The following is a 1287-nucleotide window of genomic DNA, read 5'->3' on the forward strand; positions in this document are numbered from 1 at the left end:
TGCCCCCCTGTTAGATACGGGGGGCTAATCGCTGGCGTGGCTAACGCCACACCAGCCGCAGGCTCGTCCGTCCCTGCGGCTTTCGCTTCGCACGCCGCCCCTGGTCCGTCCGGCCTGCTGAGTGAGGAGTCGCTGCTACTGAAGCAACTCAATGCTATTGTCAATTTCATTGCCCCAAACATGCCATCCCTGTCCTTTTTCTCTTGCGAACAGCTCAATTCTCGGCAAATCTCCCATAAGCTCGATGATTTTTGTTCTTGCTTGTTCTGGTTTTTGGCTATGCTTTTGTATTGGGGTACAAATCAGTTGATGTACCTTCTTAGACAACCTTTGGGGATGCCCCTTTGTCCCAAGCAGGCAGATCTCCACGTTTGATCGCGTCCAATTTCCAAGGCCCCAAAAGGGCGTTTGGCTTTTCTTGTTCAATTTGACCCAGACAAAAGCGACGGTTTTATACGTAAAGCCCCATGCCTTGATTAAGCGTAACCCGTCTTCTAGCTGAGGGAAGGTCACCCACAAAAACAGAGTACAATGCTCGGCAGCTAGTTTGTCTATAGGTAGATGGCATAAATCCTGTATGGACAGGGTGGGATAATGGTTTTCGGCTGCGCCTTGTCCCGTATTTCTTCGATAGCGCCAAGGCGGGTCCGCATAGATGATCCTGTATTTCATCACGTTTCTCCAATCATCTGTAAAATAAAAAAGACATTGACTTTGTGAAAGCAAATGCCAGGACTCTTTTTCTTCACTTTATTTGTTTGGGTTAGCCATCTGTGTCGCAATTTCTTTAATAAAATCATGTCCCTTGGGGACTACGGGAGTATAAAACTCGGAAATGACACTTCTGCCAGTATCCACATACCCTCGGCCTTTAATCGGTTTGAGGAAAAAATCTTTTTGCACCTCTCCGAAGATCATTCCATAACCCATTTCTGACATCCGTCCCAAGGCCACACGAAAATTAAATTGATCCCGCATTCCATCGCCTAGATACTTAGCATCCGGGCGCTGACAGGCCAAAATCAGAAAATAGCCAGCCTGCCGTCCAAGCATGACGATCTGTTTGAGCTTACTTAAAACCTTCGTGCTCTCTTTGCCGATCATCGCCATAAAGGCGACGTATTCATCAAAGATGAGAAAGTGGGGAGGTAAGCCTAGATAAGCATAGTTTTCTCCCGTCTTATAGCCATCCATCTGTTTCATGCCGTCACTGCGGGCCATCATTCCCTCATAAAACTGGTTCAGGCAGGCAATCATGTCCTCTTTCCGGTAGTAGACGTTCGGCAT

1 protein-coding gene and 1 pseudogene are annotated in these 1287 nt (G+C 47.7%); both read right to left on the reverse strand.

Features of this window, described 5'->3' with window-relative positions; all coding sequences use genetic code 11:
• Window positions 1-135: 135 nt before the first annotated feature.
• The gene (locus NIE88_RS22020) at window positions 136-672 is read right to left on the reverse strand and encodes an MT-A70 family methyltransferase (protein ID WP_290446645.1); all 537 of its coding nucleotides are present in this window, start codon (window positions 670-672) and stop codon (window positions 136-138) included.
• A 78-nt stretch (window positions 673-750) separates the two neighbouring features.
• Window positions 751-1287: pseudogene (locus NIE88_RS22025) on the reverse strand (ATP-binding protein); the annotation flags it as partial.

The sequence above is a fragment of the Sporolactobacillus shoreicorticis genome, assembly GCF_024125445.1.
Lineage (GTDB): Bacteria > Bacillota > Bacilli > Bacillales > Sporolactobacillaceae > Sporolactobacillus > Sporolactobacillus shoreicorticis.